General features: G+C 68.5%; 18 protein-coding genes. 8 read left to right on the top strand and 10 right to left on the bottom strand.

Translation table 11 applies throughout. The features are described from left to right. Nucleotides 1–88 precede the first annotated feature (88 nt). Nucleotides 89–340: a hypothetical protein gene (locus AC3DET_RS15490; protein ID WP_488392195.1), complete on the top strand. Its 252-nt coding sequence runs from the start codon at nucleotides 89–91 to the stop codon at nucleotides 338–340. Here the strand turns inward: AC3DET_RS15490 and AC3DET_RS15485 are convergent. Further along, nucleotides 318–1,097 (bottom strand): LytR/AlgR family response regulator transcription factor, encoded by a 780-nt coding sequence (locus AC3DET_RS15485; protein WP_488392194.1) that lies wholly within the window; start codon nucleotides 1,095–1,097, stop codon nucleotides 318–320. The two genes, AC3DET_RS15490 and AC3DET_RS15485, sit on opposite strands and share 23 nt — an antisense overlap. Then, complete coding sequence (locus AC3DET_RS15480; protein WP_337732351.1) at nucleotides 1,094–2,200, bottom strand: sensor histidine kinase; 1,107 nt, start codon at nucleotides 2,198–2,200, stop codon at nucleotides 1,094–1,096. Before AC3DET_RS15480 ends, AC3DET_RS15485 begins: the two co-directional genes overlap by 4 nt. A 205-nt stretch (nucleotides 2,201–2,405) precedes the next feature. Between AC3DET_RS15480 and AC3DET_RS15475 the strand changes: the two genes are divergently transcribed. After that, the gene (locus AC3DET_RS15475; protein WP_488392193.1) at nucleotides 2,406–2,810 is read left to right on the top strand and encodes a hypothetical protein; all 405 of its coding nucleotides are present in this window, start codon (nucleotides 2,406–2,408) and stop codon (nucleotides 2,808–2,810) included. A 12-nt stretch (nucleotides 2,811–2,822) separates the two neighbouring features. Here AC3DET_RS15475 and adhP read toward each other — a convergent pair whose 3' ends face one another. Beyond that, on the bottom strand, nucleotides 2,823–3,851 hold the full coding sequence (gene adhP, locus AC3DET_RS15470) for an alcohol dehydrogenase AdhP (protein WP_488392192.1): 1,029 nt from the start codon (nucleotides 3,849–3,851) through the stop codon (nucleotides 2,823–2,825). A 190-nt stretch (nucleotides 3,852–4,041) separates the two neighbouring features. Here adhP and AC3DET_RS15465 point away from each other — a divergent pair, with 190 nt between their 5' ends. Next, nucleotides 4,042–4,431 carry a DUF1801 domain-containing protein gene (locus tag AC3DET_RS15465; protein ID WP_488392191.1) on the top strand — a complete coding sequence of 130 codons (390 nt, stop codon included), beginning with the start codon at nucleotides 4,042–4,044 and terminating at the stop codon, nucleotides 4,429–4,431. 27 nt (nucleotides 4,432–4,458) lie between these two features. Here AC3DET_RS15465 and AC3DET_RS15460 read toward each other — a convergent pair whose 3' ends face one another. After that, on the bottom strand, nucleotides 4,459–6,039 hold the full coding sequence (locus AC3DET_RS15460) for a hypothetical protein (protein WP_488392190.1): 1,581 nt from the start codon (nucleotides 6,037–6,039) through the stop codon (nucleotides 4,459–4,461). Between the two features lie 188 nt (nucleotides 6,040–6,227). On the opposite strand from AC3DET_RS15460, the gene AC3DET_RS15455 reads away from it, so the two are divergent. After that, the gene (locus AC3DET_RS15455) at nucleotides 6,228–7,349 is read left to right on the top strand and encodes an alpha/beta hydrolase (protein WP_488392189.1); all 1,122 of its coding nucleotides are present in this window, start codon (nucleotides 6,228–6,230) and stop codon (nucleotides 7,347–7,349) included. 162 nt (nucleotides 7,350–7,511) lie between these two features. Here AC3DET_RS15455 and AC3DET_RS15450 read toward each other — a convergent pair whose 3' ends face one another. Together AC3DET_RS15450 and AC3DET_RS15445 are read right to left on the bottom strand one after the other, a co-directional pair. Continuing rightward, nucleotides 7,512–10,208: an EAL domain-containing protein gene (locus AC3DET_RS15450; RefSeq protein WP_488392188.1), complete on the bottom strand. Its 2,697-nt coding sequence runs from the start codon at nucleotides 10,206–10,208 to the stop codon at nucleotides 7,512–7,514. 236 nt (nucleotides 10,209–10,444) lie between these two features. Next, nucleotides 10,445–11,266: a CHAD domain-containing protein gene (locus tag AC3DET_RS15445; RefSeq protein WP_488392187.1), complete on the bottom strand. Its 822-nt coding sequence runs from the start codon at nucleotides 11,264–11,266 to the stop codon at nucleotides 10,445–10,447. A gap of 155 nt (nucleotides 11,267–11,421) precedes the next feature. Here AC3DET_RS15445 and AC3DET_RS15440 point away from each other — a divergent pair, with 155 nt between their 5' ends. Both AC3DET_RS15440 and AC3DET_RS15435 read left to right on the top strand, forming a co-directional pair. Then, complete coding sequence (locus AC3DET_RS15440) at nucleotides 11,422–11,706, top strand: hypothetical protein (protein ID WP_488392186.1); 285 nt, start codon at nucleotides 11,422–11,424, stop codon at nucleotides 11,704–11,706. Nucleotides 11,707–11,795: 89 nt separating this feature from the next. Continuing rightward, nucleotides 11,796–12,788 carry an alpha/beta hydrolase family protein gene (locus tag AC3DET_RS15435; protein WP_488392185.1) on the top strand — a complete coding sequence of 331 codons (993 nt, stop codon included), beginning with the start codon at nucleotides 11,796–11,798 and terminating at the stop codon, nucleotides 12,786–12,788. A 1-nt stretch (nucleotide 12,789) separates the two neighbouring features. On the opposite strand, the gene AC3DET_RS15430 is transcribed toward AC3DET_RS15435, so the two are convergent. The 3 genes from AC3DET_RS15430 to AC3DET_RS15420 all read right to left on the bottom strand — a co-directional run bounded on the left by AC3DET_RS15430 (nucleotide 12,790) and on the right by AC3DET_RS15420 (nucleotide 14,905). Then, on the bottom strand, nucleotides 12,790–13,140 hold the full coding sequence (locus AC3DET_RS15430) for a VOC family protein (protein WP_488392184.1): 351 nt from the start codon (nucleotides 13,138–13,140) through the stop codon (nucleotides 12,790–12,792). A 70-nt stretch (nucleotides 13,141–13,210) separates the two neighbouring features. Then, nucleotides 13,211–13,924, bottom strand: coding sequence for a helix-turn-helix transcriptional regulator (locus tag AC3DET_RS15425; protein WP_488392183.1), 714 nt, complete (start codon nucleotides 13,922–13,924; stop codon nucleotides 13,211–13,213). A gap of 12 nt (nucleotides 13,925–13,936) precedes the next feature. Further along, the gene (locus AC3DET_RS15420) at nucleotides 13,937–14,905 is read right to left on the bottom strand and encodes a LysR substrate-binding domain-containing protein (RefSeq protein ID WP_192199863.1); all 969 of its coding nucleotides are present in this window, start codon (nucleotides 14,903–14,905) and stop codon (nucleotides 13,937–13,939) included. Between the two features lie 110 nt (nucleotides 14,906–15,015). On the opposite strand from AC3DET_RS15420, the gene aceB reads away from it, so the two are divergent. Together aceB and aceA are read left to right on the top strand one after the other, a co-directional pair. Next, nucleotides 15,016–16,647: a malate synthase A gene (gene aceB / locus AC3DET_RS15415; protein ID WP_488392182.1), complete on the top strand. Its 1,632-nt coding sequence runs from the start codon at nucleotides 15,016–15,018 to the stop codon at nucleotides 16,645–16,647. Nucleotides 16,648–16,693: 46 nt separating this feature from the next. After that, entirely contained in the window at nucleotides 16,694–18,028 is a 1,335-nt protein-coding gene (gene aceA, locus AC3DET_RS15410) for an isocitrate lyase (RefSeq protein ID WP_446538816.1), read from the top strand. Between the two features lie 84 nt (nucleotides 18,029–18,112). On the opposite strand, the gene AC3DET_RS15405 is transcribed toward aceA, so the two are convergent. Next, nucleotides 18,113–20,173: a S9 family peptidase gene (locus AC3DET_RS15405; RefSeq protein WP_488392181.1), complete on the bottom strand. Its 2,061-nt coding sequence runs from the start codon at nucleotides 20,171–20,173 to the stop codon at nucleotides 18,113–18,115. Nucleotides 20,174–20,279 lie beyond the last annotated feature (106 nt).

The following is a 20,279-nucleotide window of genomic DNA, read 5'->3' as shown; positions in this document are numbered from 1 at the left end:
CCGGGTTTCCGCGTTGGTCCCGATGGACCAGGGTGGACCGGAGCGCAGGCCAGGCAGGGCGGAACTTCACTTTGCCGGGAACACGCGCATGCAGAAGAAGGTGGACCTGTCGACCCGCCAGGGGCATCTGGTGGAAGTGGTGATCGAGCGGCCGGACGACCGCCAGCCGTGGTCGCTCGCGGTACGCGTGCGCACCGTGCAGGGCGGTGTGTGGAGCGATGCCTGGCTGGACGCCAGCCGCAGCTACTTCACCTGCCATGACGCGCTGGCCGCGGGGAAGGCGCAGGCAGCACGCATGATCGACGGCGATGCGCCGGTCAGTCCTCGCGGCGCAGGGTAGCCAGTTTCAGGAAGGCGTCGTGCTGGTAGCGGCTCATGCGCAACTGCTGGCCGGTGTCCATGGTGACGACGTGGTAGCCGTTGAACCACGGATGGATGTCCTTCACCCGGCGGATGTTGATGATGGCCGAGCGATGCACGCGCGCGAAGCGGCGCGGGTCCAGTCGCGCGGCCAGCGCGGCCATGGTCTCGCGGAGTTCGTGCACGCGGTCGGCCAGGTGCAGGCGCACGGTGTTGCCGCTGGCCTTGATCCAGACGATGTCGTCCACGTCGACCAGCACCACGCGCTCGTCCTCGCGCACGGGCACCCGCTCCAGGTAGGCGTCGCGCTGCTGCAGCGACGCCAGCGCCTGCATGATGCGCGCGGTGGCGTCGGCATCGGCGCCGCGCGCGGTGGCCAGCCGCTGCCTCGCGCGGCGCAGCGTGTCGGCGAAGCGGTCGCGGCTGAACGGCTTCACCAGGTAATCCACCGCATTCGCCTCGAAGGCGCGCACCGCGAACTGCTCGTACGCCGTCACGAACACCGTCGCCGGCATGCGCGACGCACCGATGGTGGCGACCACGTCCAGGCCGGTGATCGCCGGCATCTGGATGTCCAGGAACACCAGGTCCGGCGACAGGTCGCGGATCGCCGCCACCGCGGACACACCATCCCCGCATTCGCCCGCCACCTCGATGTCCGGGTCTTCGCGCAGCAGCCGCACCACCGCGTGCCGCGCGATGGGTTCGTCGTCGATCACCAGGGCGGTCAGGCTCATGCGGGCACGTGCTCCGGCAACGGATCCTCTTCCATCTCGTGGAAGGGCACGCGCAGGCGGCAGGCCACGCCGCGCGGCACGATCAGGTCCAGGCGCAGGCTGGCGGCATCGCCGTAGAGTTCGCGCATGCGCAGCCGCGTGTTGGACAGGCCGATGCCGTGGCCGCCGGCATGGCCGCCTTCGTCCAGCGTGCTGTTGTAGTTGCGCACGTCGATGCACAGCGCGTCGCCCTCGCGCCGGCAGTCGATCTCGACGCAGTCGTCGCCGACGTGCTGGCCGATGCCGTAGCGGATCGCGTTCTCCACGATCGGCTGCAGCACCAGGCTGGGGACGGCCGCATCCAGTACGTCGGGCGCGACATGGATGCGCGTGGTCAGGCGGTCCTTGAAGCGTCGCCGCTGGATGCCGAGATACAGCTCGAGCAGTTCCAGTTCGCGCCGCAGCGGGATTTCCTGGCCGTCGTAGTCCTCGAGGAATGCGCGCAGCAGTTCGCTCAGCCGCAGCAGCATGTCTTCCGCCGACAGCGTGTCCTCGTCGAGCAGGGTGATGATGGCGTGCAGCGTATTGAAGAGGAAGTGCGGCTGCAGCTGAGTCTTCAGCACCTGCAGCCGCGACTGCGCCAGCTCGGTGGCCAGGCGCGTGGCCTCGATCTCGCGCCGCGATTTCTCGGCCTGGAAATGCAGCAGCTGCTGCACGGCCAGCAGGGTCCAGTAGGCGAGCAGGCCGATCGCGTAGTGCTTGCTGATGAACTGTATGAGTTGCTGGCCGAAGCTGCTGGGTTCGAACAGCGTCGATACCAGGGCGCCGATGACCACCGCCAGCAGGGTCACGGCCAGGCTGTAGCCCACGTGCCGCGCCAGCGCGCTCAGTCGTGGCGGGAACGGAATGGGGTGGCGTTCGCCCAGGCGGAACACCAGCGGCGCGAGTCCCGCCCAGGTCAGCCACTGGATCGACCACCAGCGCAGGTAGTCGCCGGGCGACCACAGGTGGCCGTTGACGGCGTCGTTGACGCAGCCCTGCGCAGCGAACACGACGACCACGACCGCCCACAGACCCAGGTAGCGGGACAGTCGCACCTCCATGCTGCCGAGTCGGATCTTCATGCACGTGTTCCCGGAAGGTGCCGGCATCGTAGGCCCCGCCGTCACGGCCGGGAAGGCGCGAACGTCACGGACTACGATTCGCCCCGCCGGCACGACGATTCGTCCCGGATCCGTTGCCGCGCTGGCCGACGCGGCGCGTGATGGCGTGGCCCCGGCGCGCGAGACCCGCATGTCCGGCGGCGCCCATCCCCTCGGAGATCACGCCATGTGCCGCTCGTCCGTCATCGTCCTCGTCATCGCCGCCTGTTCCGCCACGTCCGCCTTCGCAGGCGAACGCATGCACTATCTGGACCTCATCAACCGCGCGCACGACCGGCTGGTATCGGTCTCGGCCACGCCGGCCGGAGGCACGGCCTGGGAAGAACTGCTGCAGGGCGAGCCTCTCGCCGGCGGCGGTGGCGCGGTGACGGTGCAAGTGGCCGGCGACCAGTGCCTGCATGACGTGCGGGTGGAGTTCGCCAACGGCCGGCGCGCGCTGTATCCGGCGGTTGACCTGTGCCGCCATCGCGGCCTGCGCATCCAGCCCTTGCCGGCGGCACGGCAGGCCAGCACCGCGGTCGCCGCGCGAGGCGAGGCGGAGGCCGCCGGCGGGGTGCCACCGGCGGAGTGAGCGCCGCGTGCTTCAGGCGGCCATGTCCAGCACGATGCGGCCTTCGATGGTGCCGGCATGCATGCGCGCGAAGATGTCGTTGATGTTCTCCAGCCGGTCGGTCGCCACCGTCGCCGCCACCTTGCCCATCGCGGCGAAGTCCAGCGATTCCTGCAGGTCCAGCCGGGTGCCGACGATGGAACCGCGCACGGTGATGCCGTTGAGCACCATGCCGAAGATGTCGAGCGGAAACTGTCCCGGCGGCAGACCGTTGAGCGACACGGTGCCGCCGCGGCGGACCATGCCGATGGCCTGTTCGAAGGCTCTCGGCGACACCGCCGTGACCAGGGCGCCGTGCGCGCCGCCGATCTCCTTCTTCAGGTACGCGACCGGATCGGTGGTCTTCGCGTTGACCGTGACGGTCGCGCCGAGCCGGCGCGCGAGGTCGAGCTTGCTGTCGTCCACATCCACGGCGGCCACGTTCAGCCCCATCGCCTTCGCATACTGCACGGCCATGTGGCCGAGTCCGCCGATGCCGGAGATCACCACCCAGTCGCCCGGCTTGGTGTCGGTGACCTTCAGGCCCTTGTACACGGTGACGCCGGCGCACAGGATCGGCGCGATCTCGACGAAGCCGATGTTCTTCGGCAGGTGGCCGACGTAGCCGGCGTTGGCCAAGGCGTATTCGGCGAAGCCGCCGTTGATCGAATAGCCGGTGTTCTGTTGCGCCTCGCACAGCGTTTCCCAGCCGCCGAGGCAGTGTTCGCAATACCCGCACGCGGAATACAGCCACGGAATGCCGACGCGGTCGCCTTCCTTCACGTGGCTGACGCCCGCGCCGACCGCGACCACGTGGCCCACGCCTTCGTGTCCGGGAATGAAGGGCGGGTTGGGCTTAACCGGCCAGTCGCCTTCGGCCGCATGCAGGTCGGTGTGGCAGACGCCGCAGGCCTCGATCTTCACCAGGATGTCGCCTGCCGCAGGGCGCGGCACGGGCACTTCCTCGATCACCAGCGGCTTGCCGAATTCCCGCACGACGGCGGCCTTCATGGTGCTGTCCATTGTCGATGCTCCTGTACCCGATGAAGCTTCACCGTACGCCGGTGGCGTGAGGGACACGTTGATCCGGATCAATTCCACCGGCGTATCCGCCGCCGCCCGTCGGAGGGACATTCCGCTGGGCATCCGCTGCGGCAGGCTGTACCGTCTTCCGGGCGCCATCCGCGCACCGACGATCCCAAGGCGGCTCCGCATGCCTGCACGCACGCCATCGACCGATGTGGACGCCCACCTGAGGGAACTGGAGCATCCGCAGGACGCCGCGATCCGCCGGTTGCGCGCCGTGATCCAGGCGGCCGATCCGCGCATCGGCGAAGGCATCAAGTGGAACGCGCCTAGCTTCCACGTGGACGGGCATCATTTCGCCACGATGCAATTGCGCCGACGGGACAGCGTGCTGCTGGTCCTGCACCTGGGCGCGGCGAAGCGCGCGATGCCCGATGGCGCCATCCACGATCCGGACGGACTGCTGAGCTGGATGGCCGCCGACCGCGCAACGGTTTCGTTCGTCGGCACGCAGGACGTGGACACGCGTGCGGCGGCGCTGCAGGCCGTGCTGCGGCAATGGATGGCGCACGTCTGAAGCGGCCGTGCCGCCACCGCGACCGGATCAGATGCCGCCGACGTTGAAGACCGGCTGGTGCTCGATCCGTCCCACCTTCGCGACGGCCTGCCGCACGTCTTCGCGCGCGAGCAGATCGCGCCAGCGTTTCCGTACGGGTTCGAACGCGGGCAGCGGGGCCGGCTCGAGATAGTCCTGCAGCGCGGCCAGCATGTCGCCCCGCGACGCGGGTGCATCCAGTGCCGCGATCAACGCCTGCGCGGCGTCATCCATGCTGCCCGCTTCCACCAATGCCCAGATCCAGATCTCGCGGGCGTCCTCATGATGGTCGCGCAGGTAGTCGAGCGCGCGCCGTGCGACGACCGCGTCTTTCTGCTGGACCGCCGCGCAGTGCTGGATGGATGCCTGCACCATGCGGCCGTAACCGCTCATGTCGCCCACGCGTTCGATCATGGCCCGTGCTTCGTCCGGACGGCCGCGCTGGCACAGGAACTGCCCCAGGTTGAGCATCGGGCCGACATTCGCACCGCCGGCTTCGTCCATGCCCGAGGCGCGGACCAGGTCCGCCTGCGCATCGTTCAACTTGCCGAGCCCACGCATGGCGATGGCACGGTTGTTGAGTATCCACACCGCATGGTCCGGATCATCGAAAGGCAGCGCATCCGCAGGCGCGTTCGACAGCGCGGCCAGGGTTTCATCCGCCAGCGACACCACGTCCGCGTACCGGCCCAGCGCCAGTTGCGCGTAGGTCAGTTCCATGCGGACTTCGAGGCTTCGCGGTCGTTCGGTGGCGAGCCGGCGCAGGTGATCCACGCGTCGTCGTGCGGCGGCGGCGATGTCCAGCGTCGCATTGCGGCGGTCCAGGAGGGCGTCGAAGCGACGGTCGGCGCGGAACTTCACCAGCGCCTGTGGCGAGGTGGTGAGGGCCACGGCCCTGCGTACGCCGTCGGCATCGCCACGGGCCTGGTAGTCGAGGGCCAGCAGGTACCACAGGTCGCCGACGCCCATGCCGTTGCCATCCCACGCCGCGTGCAGGAGCGCTTCCAGCAATTGCACGCGAACAGGAGCAGCATCCGGTGCCTGGCGCGCGATGCGCAGCACGGCCCCGGTGTCCAGGCGGTCCAGCATGCGTGGCCAGCGGAGCGCCAGGTCGCGCAGGTGGCGTGCGGCAGCTTCCCGGTTGCCCTGGTGGTCTTCGAGTTGCGCGAGCAGGTAGAGGTCGTCGGGATCGCTCGGGTCGGCGCCGATGGCGCGGGTCACCCGTTCGCGTGCGCGCTCGAAGTCGTCCTGGCGGATCGCCATCCAGGCGGCGCGGGACCAGGTCGCGCGTTGCTCGCCCGCCGTCAGTGCAGCGAACTCGCGATCCGCCATCACCTTCGCCAGCGCGCGGTCGGCCTGTGCGGCGTCGCCTTGGTCGCCCATCGCCAGCGCCGCACGCCACTGGCGCGCGTAACCGGGCGACACGCCCTGCTTGCGCTTCTCGCGCGACGGCGGGCCGTGCTTGCTGAAAGCCGACGCCGAGGGAGGTTGCTGGTGATGCGCGTCGTGTGCGGCCGCGGAGGTGGCGGATTGCGCCAGCACGCCATGATTTGCGGCCACCAGGAAGACCGCCCCTATCCACGCCTTCATCCGCACGCATGCCCCCATTGCTCCCAGGGGCATTAGAGCGCAATCGGGCGGTCGGCGGAATCGGCGTGTACGCCACGCCCGCGCAGGAAGCGTGACGGCGCACCACCCGTGCAGGACCAACGACACACGCCGGTGCGTGCAGGCGCGATGAAACTGGCCGTGTCCCCGTGATGCCTGGAGAAATGCCGATGAGGAACACCGTGTCCGCGCTGGTGATGGTCGCCGCCCTGTGCGCTCCGCATGCCTCCCGCGCGCAGGACGCCTGTCCGGATCGCTCGGCGTATGCGCCGGCGCGGGAGATCATCGGTGACCTGGGCCGCATCGTCGCGCCCACGGGCGTGCAGGACGCGTACGCGGTCGAGATCGGCGGCATCCGCCAGTGGGTGAACGTGCGTGGACAGGATCGCGACAACCCGATGGTGTTGTTCGTGCATGGCGGTCCGGCGTCGCCGGTCATTCCCACGCTGTGGCAGTTCCAGCGGCCGCTCGAGGAATACTTCACCGTCGCCAACTACGATCAGCGTGGTGCGGGGAAGACGCTGGCGCTGAATCCGCAGGAGGCCGTCGCCGACACCCTGCACGTGCAGCGCTACGTGGACGATGCCATCGCACTCGCCGAACACCTGCGCACGCGCTACCACAAGCGCAAGCTGGTGCTGATGGGGCACAGCTGGGGCACGGTAGTGGCGATGCATGCCGCCCTGCAGCGGCCGGACCTGTTTTATGCCTATGTCGGCATCGGCCAGGTCATCAACGTACGCACCAACGAGCAGGTGAGCTTCGACTATGGCCTGCGCACCGCACGCGCGCGGGGCAATACCGACGCCGTGCACGAGATGGAATCCATCGCGCCGTATCCCGGCGACACGCCGATCACCCGCGAGCGCATCGTCATCGCGCGCAAGTGGCCGCAGTTCTACGGTGGGCTCACGGCCTACCGCGATGAATCGAAGTACTTCTTCCAGGGCCCGCGCCTGTCGCCGGACTACGACGATGCCGCCCGATGCGCGATCAACGCCGGCAGCGTGCTCACGCTGGGGCGGTTGCTGGACGAATTCCTGCGGGTGGACTTCACCGGCGTGAAGGAATTCCCCATCCCGGTGGTGATGTTCATGGGCCGCCACGACTACACCACGCCCTCGGAACCTACTGCGGCATGGTTGGCCAAGGTACGGGCGCCGTACAAGCAGGGCGTGTGGTTCGAGCGGTCGGCCCACATGATCCCGTGGGAGGAGCCGGGCAAGACGCTCGTCAGCCTGCTGGAGCATGTGCGGCCGCTGGCGGTGGATGACGGCCCTGTACCGCGTTGAAGAGGAGCGCGCGTGCGGATGCAGGTCCCGCCACCGGCATCCGCGCGGTCACCCGTGCGGGCCACCTCGGTGGGGGAGCGATGCGGGTCGCGAGGTGACGCCGTGAACCGGATGGACCGGTACCCATGACGACGACGGGTGTCGCTTCCCCTGGGCAGGACGTCAGCGCACCACGGCCAGCCGGCGCGGCGGCGGCTCTTCGCGCTGGAACAGCACGCGTTCCGGGCGGTGCAGGGCATAGCCCTGGCCGTAGTCGACGCCCAGTGCACGCAATGCTTCGCACATCCGCGGGCTGCTGACCCATTCGGCGACCACCTTGAGGCCGCGCTGGTGGCCGATCTGCGCGATCGCGCTGACGATGGTGCGGCTCATCGGATCGGTTTCCAGATCGCGGATGAAACTGCCGTCGATCTTGATCAGGTCCACCGGCAGGTTCTTGAGGTAACCGAAGGAGGACATGCCGGCGCCGAAGTCGTCCAGCGCGATGCGGCACCCCGCGCGGCGCAGGCGTTCGATCACGCTGACGACCTTCAGCAGGTTGCGCACCGCGACGGTTTCGGTGATCTCGAAGCACAGCGTGTGCGCAGGCACCGCGTACTCGGTGATGCGGGCGAGGATGAAGTCGGCCAGGCCCTCGTCCTCGATGCTGGCGCCGGACAGGTTGATCGCGCAGGTGCCCAGGCGCATGCCGGATTCGTGCAGCAGGCTGAAGTGGGCCAGGGCGTTGCGGATCACCCAGCGGTCGATCGCGGGCATCAGCCCGTAGCGCTCGGCGGCGGGCAGGAAGGCGCCGGGCGGCACCACGCCGCCGTCCTCGTCGCGCAGCCGCAGCAGCAGTTCGATGCTGGTCGCGGTGTCGCTGCCATCCAGTGGCACGATCTCCTGGTAGTCGAGCAACAGGCGGTCCTGTTCGACCGCCCAGCGCAGGCGGCTGGCCCATTCCATTTCGCCATGGCGGCGCGTGGTCTCGTTGTCCTCGCGGTACAGGTGCACGCGGTTGCGGCCGTTTTCCTTGGCCAGGTAGCAGGCGGTGTCCGCCCACGCCAGCAGGTCCTTCAGGGTGGGCTCCTGCTGGTCCACCACCACCACGCCGATGCTCGCGCTGACGGTGTAGGTGCGGTCCTGCCAGACGAACATCAGCGCTTCGATGCACTCGCGCAGGCGTTCGGCCAGCGCGCGCGCGCCCTCGGCATCCACGTGGAAGGCCATCAGGCCGAATTCGTCACCGCCCAACCGCGCCAGCACGTCGCCGCCGCGCAGTTGCTGGCGCATGGCGAGCGCGAGCTGCGCGAGCAACTGGTCGCCCGCCATGTGGCCGGAGATGTCGTTGATCAGCTTGAACTGGTCCAGGTCGATATAGAGCAGCGCGCAGGGATCGCTGGTCGCGCGGCCCTTGCGTTCGTGCAGCGCTTCTTCCACACGCCGCTCGAACTCGCGCCGGTTGCACAGTTCCGTCAACGCGTCGTGCGTGGCCTGGTAGCTCAGGCGTTCGGTCAGCTCGCGCTGCTCGGAGATGTCGGTGGCCACCATCAGCAGGTGCGCCTCGGCGTCCATGTCCACCTGCGCGATCGAGGCGCTGGCCCAGAACGCGTCGCCGGCCGGGCTCATCAGCACCGCTTCCAGATTGCCCCAGTCATCGCCGATGGCATCGGCGTCGCGCGCGCGGTGCTGGAGTTGTGGATCGGAGAACAGGGCCGACAGCGGCAGGCCGGTGGGATCGCCCAGGCGCAGGCGCGCCGCCTGGTTGGCGTAGACGATGCGGCCATCGCGTGCGTCGGCGAGCAGCACCAGCGCGGGCAGCAGTTCGTTGAGCGCGCGAAAGCGCAGTTCGCTCTCGCGGTAGCGCCGGCTCATCTGTTCGCCCAGCGCCATGGCACGCCGCCGCGTGGTGGCCAGCGACCACACCAGCGCGGCCAGCAGCAGGCTGATGACGCCGCCACCGGCAAGGATGGTCTGGAGCCGGCCGAGATCCATCGGGCGCGGGCGGGGTTCCATTTCGATGCGCCATTGCCGGCCACCGAAATCCAGTCGCCGCACCTGCATCGGCAATCCGGTTTCGACCGGCGTACCGGAGTCGTAGAACGGATGCGCCTGCGCGGTCGCGTCGTAGACACGCACGCGGAAGCCCTCCAGCACCGAACCCGCCAGTGCGGTTTCGACCAGCGGCTGCAGGCGCATGCCGATGGCGAGCGCGCCGATCTCGCGCGCGCGCCGCTGGTTGGGCGATGTCGGCGTGGGCCCGTCGGAGTACACCGGCAGGCGCAGCGTGATGCCGAGAGGATTCTGGCCGGCGGGCACGGTCTGGCGCAGCGCGAATGGCGCGGAGATCACCACGGTGTCGGTATCGCGCGCGCGCAGCAGGGCATTCAGGTTCGCCCGCTGCGTGACCATGTCGAAGCCCACCAGCGCGGCATTGCCTTCGTAGGGGGTGACGAACTCGTACCGATACGACACCTCGTCGGCCAGCGGCTGTCCGACGGGCGAGCGGCGCGCGAACGCGACCGATGTGTAGGAGGCGGGTGCCAGCGGGCTGCGCAGGCTCGCGTGGTACTGGCTGAAGCGTGCCTGGTCCATCTGGTCGTTGGACAGGAACACGGTCTGCATGGCGCGCAAGGTGGAAGCCGCCTGCTCCAGCGGTACGCGCAGGCGTGTCGTGCCGGCATCGGCCAGTGCGCGGCGGGATGCTTCCGCGCTTTCCTGCAGGCCGCGCCACTCCCGATGGGCGACGATCACCGTGCACAGCAGGCCCACCACCAGGACAGCCGACGCCCACGCCACCGGCGGCAAGCCGACGCGGCGGGAGGGCGTCCCCGGTGCCGCCGTGGCGTCGCCGGAGTGTGCTGCGTGGAGGGAGTCCACCTGCGGGCCTTGATCCTGCGTGATGAGAGGGCGGTCCAGCTGCGACGGGATCGATCGACGGAAGGAATGCAGGCTTCGTGCCAAGCATCCCGCGTGGGGAAATGCCGGATCTCCGGGGTTTCCGGCCGTGTCCGGCATCCCATACGCCGATCGGAGGGACCGTATGGGTCACTATCGGCCCCAGCAGGGCGTACTTGACGGGCGTGGACGATGACGGGAAGCGGAAGTAAAGCCGATTACGTCAATGGATGAATGGGCGAGTGGATGGCCGTGCGCCGACGCTTCGCGACCGGGATCGCGCGGGCCTGCGCCTGTTCCAGCGTGACGAGGGCCTGCTGCAGCAACGCGAGGTCCTGCAGCAGGCCGAGTTGATCGACCAGTTCGGCGATGTGCCGCGGTGCGACGGCCAGGGGATGCCCGTGCACCTGCCGGCGCACACGGAGTTTGCGGAAGGCGGCCAGTTGCATGCGCAGCCGGCGCGACCTGCGGCGCCAGGCGTGCAGGTCATCGACGCGTCCGCTGGCCAGCGCCGTCGCCTGCGCGCGTTCCTGCCGTTGCACCGAGCGCGCAAGCGCGTTGCGCAGGTCGCCGCCATGGAGCCGGTGCCACGGCAACTGCCGCAGCCGTTCCGCCTGCCGGTGTGCCAGCGCCTGCCGGCGCACGAAGCCGGGATCGTCGCGCAGGGCTTCGGCGAGACGGTGTTCCTGCTGCCGCGACAACAGTGCCAACAACGCCTCCCAGTTCGCGGCTTCATCGGGGGTGCTGGCATCGCGCGCCATGCGCTGTGCCGTGTCGAGCACCACCTGCCCGTCGCGGAGTGCGGAGAGGCTCTTGGTCAACGCACGGAGTTCGCCATCGACCGGGTCCACCGCTTCCTTGCCGAGCGCGCTGCGCGCCAGTGCCAGCAACGAGCGCAGGCGGCGAAGACTCTTGCGCGCTTCGTGCACCCCGGCCGGCTCGCCGGGCGCGATGGCGAGTGCGGCCACCAGTGCCCGCGCTTCGTGGGCCGCGAGCGCGGCGGCGCGTTCGCCGGTGCGTGTGGTGGTGCGGGGGCTCATGGGGGCATCCATGGCGGGGACGGCCAGTCTACGACCGCGTCGCCGCCCGCCATCCCCCTTGCGCCGCCTGAACGTGCACCGTTCGTCGGTCCGCCTGCACTTGGCGGCGAGCGGCATAAAAGGTATAAATCGTTTATACGATTAAAGGGTGTGCCATGGCCAAGTCCCGCAAGGCGCGCGACGCCAGTGCTGTCGACGACCTCTCCGGGGGCGCGGGAGCGCCCGCCAAGCTGGTGCGCGACAGCTTCACCATGCCGGCCGACGACTTCGCGCTGGTGGCGGTACTGAAGGGACGCGCGCTGCAGATGCAGCGGCCGGCGAAGAAGAGCGAACTGTTGCGCGCGGGCCTGCGCGCGCTGTCCGGGTTGTCGCCGCAGGCGCTGACCAGGGCGCTGGATGCGCTGGCGCCGGTCAAGGCCGGTCGTCCGAAGAAGAAGTAGGCGCCGCACCCGTGCGGCGCGCGTTTCCCTGGCCACGGCATCCGCCGGGCCGGCGTGTCGTCCTCCCGTTCCTGTCTGAAGTGCCATCGATGAACGTTGCCGCGATCCTCCGCCGCCACCGCTGGGTGGCCCTGTTGTCCGTCCTGCTGCTGGCCCCCGTGCTGGTGGCCTCGACGCATGCGCCGGTGCGCGCGGCGATGCAGCCGCCGCAGGCGGGCTACAGCGTGCGCGACCTGGAATGGACGGATGCCGAGCGCGGTCGTGCCGTGCCGGTGAAGCTGTTCTGGCCGGACGCGGCGCGCACCGGCAAGGTGCCGCTGGTGGTGTTCTCGCACGGCATCGGCAGCGCGCGCGACGGCTACACGTATCTCGGCCACTACTGGGCGCGGCATGGCATCGCCAGCATCCATGTGCAGCACGTCGGCAGCGACCGGGCGCTGTGGCAGGGCAATCCCTTCACGCTGGTGGCGCGCTTCCAGCAGGCGGCGGGCGAGGTCGAGGCCGTGGCCCGCGTGCGCGACCAGCGGTTCGCCCTCGACCAGCTGCTGGCCGGCGAATGGGGCGCGCATGTCGATCGCGCGCGCATCGTTGCCGCCGGCCATTCCTACGGTGCCAACACCACCCTGATGTCGGCGGGCGCACGGGTGATGCGGGCAGGCAGGGCGATCCAGTTGCGCGACCCGCGCATCACGGCCGCCATCGTGATCTCCGCGCCGCCGTTCTACGGCGACGACGATTTCCGTCCCATCCTCTCGGGCATCACCATCCCCACCCTGCACGTGACCACGGCGGACGACATCATCCGCATCCCCGGCTTCGGTTCCGGCGTGGACGACCGGCTGAAGGTGTTCGACGCCATTGGTGGGGCACACAAGGTGCTGGCCGTTTACCGGCACGGCACGCACAACGTGTTCACCGATCACCGCTACTTCGATTCGCGCGAGGTCAGCGAGCAGGTCAAGCAGGCGACCGAAGCGTTGTCGCTGGCGTTCATCGATACGGCTTACGGCCAATCCACCGCCGAGTTGGCACGCTGGCAGTCCGGCCACCGCGCACTGCTTGCGCGCTACGACGCGCGCTGACTCAGGCCGTCGACCAGACGGCGAGCTCGTAACCGTCCGAATCGGTGAACTGGAAGCGGCGACCACCGGGGAAGGCGAAGATCGGCCTGGTGATCTTTCCGCCCTTGGCTTCGACGTTCGCCAGGCTTTCTTCCAGTGCCGCCGAGTACAGCACCACCAGCGCGCCGCCCGGCTGTGGCGTGCCGTGTGCGAAGCCGCCCGTCAGCCGGCCATCGCGGAACTCGCAGTAGTCCGGGCCGTAGTCCTGGAACGTCCAGCCGAACGCCTCGCCGTAGAAGGCCTTCGAGGCCGCGATGGAGGCGACGGTGAATTCGAGGTAGTCGATCCGATGGTGCTGTTCGGCGTTGCTCATGGTGTGCATCCGTGGAAGAGGCCCACAGTCTGCGGTACCGACATGGCGCTGTCTTGGCGAAATCCGACAGTCAGTCCGCGAGCTGTGCCACGAGTCGGGTCGGGGTCATCCCGGTGAGCTTGCGCACATCGCCCGACAGCTGCGCGGCATCGTAGTAGCCGGCTTCGAGCGCGGCATCCAGCAGCGTGCCATGCCGTCGTCGACAACCCAGGAAGCGCTGCAGCCGCAGGATGCGAGCCAGCCGCTTCGGTCCATAACCGAAGGCGTCCTCGCACCTGCGCAGCAGCGTGCGTTCGGTCATGCCGACATCGTCAGCCAACTGCCGGATGGACGGTGCCTGCGTTGTCGACAGGCGCGCGTGCACGTACTGCATCGCGTCGTCCCGATACCGTTCGCCTGCGAGGAGGTGATCCGCCAGCCATCGCATCGCGGCGTCGGGCGCATGTGCGGCCATCCGGTCTGCAACGCGCGCGACATGGGGGATGCCGAGGTCGCGCAGATCAATCCGTTGGTCGGCCAGGGCCTGCAGCGGCATGCCCAGCCAGCGGGACGCCACGGCGGGCGCGAAACGCAACCCCTGCAGCCGGGTGCCGGCGGCGAGACGGGCCTGCTGTGCCGTGCGGTCGGGGCCGGCGATGCTCAGTCGCACGCCATCCCACAGCAGGTCCACGCAGGCATCCGGCACCACGGTGACCGGTGCCGTGTCCGCGCCTTGGTCGAACACCCAACGGCACAGCAGGGCATTGCCTGCCGCGTAGTCGTGTTGTCGGTAGGAGCCGCTCATGGACGCATCGCGCTAGCGTTCGGAATGCCCGCTCTCATCGTAATCGCGACGCTCGAACAGATGGGGCTGGATCAGTTCGATGAAGGCGCGTGCCTGCGGCGACAGGAACTTGCCCTTGCGCACCACCACGCCGTAACTGCGCGACGGGAACCACTGGCTCAGCGAGCGCGCGGCCAGCCGGTCGCGGTCCGCCTCGGTCAGGCAGATCGAGGCGATGATCGAGATGCCCATGCCCATGCTGACGTACTGCTTGATCACCTCCCAGCCGCCGACTTCCAGCGCCACGGTGTAGGGCACGCGCGCCTGCTGGAACACCAGGTCCACCAGCCGGTAGGTGACCAGCCGCTTCGGCGGCAGGATCAGGGCGTGCGGCGAGAGATCTTCCAGCCGCAGGTCGCGCTTCTTCGCCAGCGGATGGTCGGGCGGGGTGATCAGCATCGGTTCGAAGCGATAAACCGGGGCGTAGCTGAGGTCCGCCGGCACGTCGAGCACCGAGCCCACCGCCAGGTCCACCGCGTCCGAGCGCAGCAGGTCGGTGCCGTCGGCGCTGGCGGCGTTGTGCAGGGTCAGCTTCACCTCGGGATGCTGCTGGCGGAAGTGCTCCACGATCTTCGGCAGCAGGTAGAGGATGGTGGAACTGTTGGCCGCCACGTTCAGTTCGCCGGCCTCCAGGCCGCTGACTTTCTCGCGGAAGCTGGCATCCAGGCCGTCCAGTCCCGCCACCAGCGGTTGGGCCATCTCGTACAGGAGCTGGCCTTCGCGGCTCGGTGCCAGTCGTCGACCGCTGCGCTCGAACAGGGTCACTCCCAGCTCCCGCTCCAGGGCCTGCAACTGCAGGGTGATGGCCGGCTGGCTGACAAAAAGCGCCTCCGCCGCCCGCGATACCGACCCCAGCCGCACCGTCTGGCAGAAGGCCCGCAAGGGCTTCAGTCGGTCGGATTTGTAGGGAAATCGAGGAGTTGGCGCTTCTTTAGAGCTCACGTTCTAACAAACTATAAGCAGTGCTTATTTAATGCATTGACAAAACTGTTTTGTCAAATAATTCGATGGGGGAGCACTGTGCGGTTCCAGCAAGACGCCAGGAGACCTCCATGTCCGCCACCGCTTTCGCCCTGCCGCCGCGCGAATCCCGCGCCGACCGACCCACCCCCGGCATCGCCCTGACCGCCAATGTGGTGGGCCAGGACGCGCTGCTGACCCCCGGCGTGCTGGCTCTGCTCGTCTCGCTGCACCGTGCGATCGAGCCGGAGCGTCAGGCCCGGCTGGCGGCCCGCCGTGAGCGCCAGGCGTTCTTCGATGCCGGTGGCCTGCCGGATTTCCGCGCCGATACGCGCACGATCCGCGACGGCGACTGGACCGTTGCCCCGGTGCCGACCGCGTTGCAGGACCGTCGGGTGGAAATCACCGGGCCGGTGGACCCGAAGATGGTCATCAACGCGCTGAACTCGGGCGCCAGGGTGTTCATGGCGGACTTCGAGGATTCCACCTCGCCGACCTGGCAGAACCTGCTGACCGGCCAGCGCGCGCTGACCGATGCCGTGCGCGGCGACCTGCAGTTCACCAGCGAGAACGGCAAGCGCTATGCGCTGAAGCCGCAGGACGAACAAGCGGTGTTGCTGGTGCGCCCGCGTGGCTGGCACCTGGACGAGAAGCACGTGCTGATCGATGGTGCGCCGATTGCCGGCGGCCTGTTCGACATTGCCGTGTTCGCCTGGCACAACGCCCGCGCGCTGCAGGCTCGCGATCGTGGTCCGTACTTCTACCTGCCCAAGCTGCAGAGCATGGAAGAGGCCGCGCTGTGGGAGACCGCGCTGTCGCACATCGAGGCCGCGCTGGGCCTGCCGCACGGGCAGATGAAGGTCACCGTGCTGATCGAGACGCTGCCGGCCGTGTTCGAGATGCACGAGATCCTGCATGCGCTGCGCGAGCGCATCGTCGGCCTGAACTGCGGCCGCTGGGACTACATCTTTTCGTACCTGAAGACGTTCCGCCGCCACGCCGACAAGGTGCTGCCGGAGCGCGGGCAGGTGACGATGACGCAGCCGTTCCTGAAGGCCTATTCGGAACTGCTGATCCAGACCTGCCACCGGCGCGGCGCGCATGCGATGGGCGGCATGGCCGCGCAGATCCCGATCAACAACGACGAAGCCGCCAACGAGCAGGCGCTGGCCCGCGTGCGCGCCGACAAGCTGCGTGAAGTCACCGCCGGCCACGACGGCACCTGGGTGGCGCACCCGGCGCTGATCCCGGTGGCGAAGGCGATCTTCGACGAGCACATGCCGCAGACCAACCAGCGCGGTGTGCTGCGCGAGGATGTCGCGGTCACCCGCGACGACCTGATCCGTCCGTCCACCGGCACCATCACGCGCGCCGGCTTCGAAGGCAACGTGGAAGTCTGCGTGCGCTACCTGGCCGCGTGGCTGGACGGCAACGGCTGCGTGCCGATCCACTGGCTGATGGAAGACGCCGCCACCGCCGAGATCTCGCGCACGCAGATCTGGCAGTGGTTGCACATGCCCGACGTGCACCTGTGCGATGGCACCCAGATCGACTACGCGCTGCTGCAGCGCACGCTGGCCGCATTGCCCGCCAAGCTGGGCGACCACAGCCGGCTGCCCGGCGGCGAGCGCATCTCCGAAGCCATCGCCCTGCTCGACGCCCTGAGCCGTGCCGACGACCTGGCCGACTTCCTGACCCTGCCCGCGTACGAACGCATCGACTGACCCCCGCCCCCACCCACGACGCCCCACGACGAAAAGAGAGTCCGCCATGAGCACCAAGCAACAGCAGATCGACGCCATCCAGAAGGACTGGGACAGCAACCCGCGCTGGACCGGCATCAAGCGCGACTACGCCGCCGCCGATGTCGTCCGCCTGCGCGGCAGCCTCCAGCCGGAGTACACCCTGGCGCGCCGCGGCGCCGAGAAGCTGTGGAAGCTCGTCAATGGCGAAGCGAAGAAGGGCTACGTCAACGCGTTCGGCGCGATCAGCGCCGGCCAGGCGATGCAGCAGGCCAAGGCGGGCCTGGAAGCCGTCTACCTGTCCGGCTGGCAGGTCGCCGCCGACGGCAACACCTCCGAGACGATGTACCCGGACCAGTCGCTGTACGCCTACGACTCGGTGCCGACGATGGTCCGTCGCATCAACAATACCTTCCAGCGCGCCGACGAGATCCAGTGGAAGAACATCTGCGACGGCAAGGCGAACGACGCCGACGCCATCGACTTCTTCCTGCCGATCGTCGCCGACGGCGAGGCCGGCTTCGGCGGCGTGCTGAACGCCTACGAGCTGATGAAGAACATGATCGTGGCCGGTGCCGCGGGCGTGCACTTCGAGGACCAGCTGGCGGCGGTGAAAAAGTGCGGCCACATGGGCGGCAAGGTGCTGGTGCCCACGCAGGAAGCCGTGCAGAAGCTGCAGGCCGCGCGCCTGGCCGCCGACGTGCTGGGCGTGCCGACCATCGTGCTGGCGCGCACCGACGCCGAAGCCGCCAACCTGCTGACCTCGGACTTCGACGCCAACGACCAGCCCTTCGTCACCGGCCAGCGCACTGCGGAAGGTTTCTACCGGGTCAAGAACGGCCTGGAGCAGGCGATCAGCCGCGGCATCGCGTACGCGCCGTATGCCGACCTGGTGTGGTGCGAGACCGGCACGCCGGACATCGGCTTCGCCCGCGAGTTCGCCCAGGCCGTGCATGCCAAGCACCCGGGCAAGCTGCTGTCGTACAACTGCTCGCCCAGCTTCAACTGGAAGAAGAACCTGGATGACGCGCAGATCGCGCGCTTCCAGGACGACCTGTCGGCGCTGGGCTACAAGTTCCAGTTCATCACGCTGGCGGGCATCCACATCAACTGGTTCAACAGCTTCCAGTTCGCCCACGACTACGCGCGTGGCGAAGGCATGAAGCACTACGTCGAGCAGGTGCAGGAGCGCGAGTTCGCCGCGCGCGAAAAGGGTTACACCTTCGTCTCGCACCAGCAGGAAGTGGGCGCGGGCTACTTCGACGACGTCACCACGGTCATCCAGGGCGGCAGCTCCAGCGTCACCGCGTTGAAGGGCTCGACCGAGGAAGAGCAGTTCTACGAAAAGGAAAAGGCAGCCTGATCGCTGCCCGCAAGGATGCACAAAAGGAAACGCCGGCTTTCGCCGGCGTTTCTTCTTTCAGCGTTGCGGGAAGAAAGCGCGCGCTTACTTCTTCACTTCCTGCGTATGCCCCTTCAGCGCCTCGGCCAGGCCCGGCACGCCATTGGCGCCGGTCGGCACGCTGATGCTCGAACCGGTGAAGTCCTTGCCGATGGGCTCGGCACGACCCCCCAGGCACTGGGCGAGGAAGCCTTCGGTCACCGCGTTGAACGCCTTGTTGTTCTCCGGCCGGGCGAAGCCGTGGCCTTCGTCGGGGAACAGCACGTAGGTCACCGGGATGTTCTTCGCCGTCATCGCCTTGACGATCTGGTCGCTCTCGTCCTGCTTCACGCGTGGGTCGTTCGCGCCCTGGCCGATCAGCAGCGGCTTCTTGATCTGGTCGGCGCGGGTCAGCGGCGAGCGCTCGGTCAGCCACGCCTTGCCGGCATCGGTGCGCGGGTCGCCCATGCGCTTGGCCAGCTGCTCGAAGAAGCTGGCCCAATACGGCGGCACGGTGCTCAGCAGGGTATTGAGGTTGGACGGGCCAACGATGTCCACGCCGCAGGCGAACGCGTCCGGCGTGAACGTCAGGCCGGCCAGCGTGGCGTAGCCGCCGTAGCTGCCGCCCATGATGGCGACCTGGTCCTGCGTGGTGACGCCCTGCTTGACCGCCCACTGCACGGCATCGATCAGGTCATCGTGCATCTTGCCGGCCCACTCGCCGTTGCCCGCATTGGTGAAGCTCTTGCCGAAGCCGGTGGAGCCGCGGAAGTTGACCGACAGCACCGCGTAGCCGCGGTTGGCCAGCCACTGGTTGTAGCCGCCGTAGCCGTAGGAATCGCGTGCCCACGGACCGCCGTGCACCAGCAGCACGAGCGGCACCGGCGCATCGGCCTTGCCGTCGTTGTTCGCATCGGCACTGCGCGGCAGGGTCAGGTAGCTGACCAGCGTCTTGTTGTCGCGCGAAGCGATTTCCACCGGCCACTGCGGCACCAGCGGCTTGCCTTCCAGCTTCGGCCGCGCGGAGAACAGCTTGGTCAGCGTGCCTGCCGGACGGTCGTAGCGGTAGTAGACCAGCGGGGCTTCGGCCGCGGAATACGCGATGATCCAGGTCTTGTCGTCCAGCGTGCGCGTGTTGACGGACACGTCGCCCGGGCCGATCGCTTCCAGCTTCTCCAGGTCTGCCCGGATCGATGGGTCGACGACCTTCCATTCATCGCGCAGGTAATCCACCGACACGGCCTGCACCTTGCCGGTCGCCGGATCTGCCAGGCTGCCGCCGACATCGGCGCGTGCATCTTCCAGCACCAGCGTGCGCTTGCCGCTGGCCACGTCCACGGCGAACAGCGCGGCGGTGTTGCGGCCGCGCGAATCGGTGAAGTACAGGGTCTTGCCGTCCAGCGTCAGGCCACCGGGATTGGTGGTGAGCACATCCTCGAACGGGATGTCGTCGAACTTCTCCCAGCCGCCCTTGGCATCACGCTTCAGCACGTCGGCACCGCCGTCCGGGCGTGAGCGCGTGGCGTACTTGAGGGCATAGTCCGCGTCGGCGATGTAGCCGGCGATCTGCGCGTCGTTCTTCTCCAGCAGGGTGCGTGTGCCCGTGGCGAGGTCGACCTTGTACAGGTCGTGCCACTGCGCATCGCGGTCGTTCATGCCGACGAGGATCGTGCCGGGATGTTTCGGGCTGACGCCGGATACCTGGGCGGTGGTCTTCGGGAACGGCGTCAGGTCTTTGGCCTGGCCGGTCTTCAGGTCCACGGCGTACAGGTGGAAGTCCTCGTCGCCGCCGCTGTCACGCAGATACAGCAAGGTGTCGGGGTTGTACGACCAGAAATAGCTGCGGATGCCGCGCGCCTTGTCCTGGGTGACGGCCTTGGCCTGTGACGGATTGTCCGCCGGGGCTACCCACACGTTGAGCACGCCATCGACGGCGGCAACCCAGCTCAGGTACTTGCCATCGGGGCTGATCTGCACGTTGGCGCGCTCGGGATTGCCGAACAGCGCGTCGCGGGCGATCAATTCGGTGCCCGCGATGCGGTCGGCGGCGGACGGGGCGGCCTGCGCCGCGAGCGCGACGGCGACGGTCGAGGCCAGCAACGTGAGACGGAATGCGGCATGACGCATGGGCGAAACTCCTGGAGGCAAGGAAGGGACAGCGGACATGACGTCCGCCAGCCGGAGGTGTGACTCGAGTAGACCACACCCCACCTTCACCCGCCTTGGCCGGAGG

Source organism: Pseudoxanthomonas sp. 97-1-1, assembly GCF_057773125.1.
Note: the sequence above shows the minus strand (reverse complement) of the source record. Positions and strands in the feature narration are given on the sequence as shown.